Annotated in this window: 1 rRNA gene; it reads right to left on the bottom strand. The window is 52.5% G+C overall.

Annotated features, from left to right (window positions below):
- Positions 1 to 13: 13 nt before the first annotated feature.
- A 23S ribosomal RNA gene (locus ACXAGX_RS20495) occupies positions 14 to 762 on the bottom strand; the annotation flags it as partial.

Genomic DNA, 762 nt, shown 5'->3' with positions numbered 1-762 from the left:
ATTTAGGCGTTGTATGGTTAAGCCTCACGGGCAATTAGTACAGGTTAGCTTAATGCCTTGCAACACTTCCACATCCTGCCTATCAACGTTGTCGTCTTCAACAACCCTTCAGAGACCTTAAAGGTCAGGGATGACTCATCTCGGGGCTCGCTTCCCGCTTAGATGCTTTCAGCGGTTATCGATTCCGAACGTAGCTACCGGGCAATGCCTTTGGCAAAACAACCCGAACACCAGCGGTTCGTCCACTCCGGTCCTCTCGTACTAGGAGCAGCTCCCCTCAATCATCCAACGCCCACACCAGATAGGGACCGAACTGTCTCACGACGTTCTAAACCCAGCTCGCGTACCACTTTAAATGGCGAACAGCCATACCCTTGGGACCGACTTCAGCCCCAGGATGTGATGAGCCGACATCGAGGTGCCAAACACCGCCGTCGATATGAACTCTTGGGCGGTATCAGCCTGTTATCCCCGGAGTACCTTTTATCCGTTGAGCGATGGCCCTTCCATACAGAACCACCGGATCACTATGACCTACTTTCGTACCTGCTCGACGTGTCTGTCTCGCAGTTAAGCTAGCTTATGCCATTGCACTAACCTCACGATGTCCGACCGTGATTAGCTAACCTTCGTGCTCCTCCGTTACTATTTGGGAGGAGACCGCCCCAGTCAAACTACCCACCAGACACTGTCCGCAATCCCGATTAGGGACCAACGTTAGAACATCAAACATACCAGGGTGGTATTTCAAGGACGGCTCCA

The organism is Alteromonas sp. ABV4_515 (genome assembly GCF_056160345.1).
Note: the sequence above shows the minus strand (reverse complement) of the source record. Positions and strands in the feature narration are given on the sequence as shown.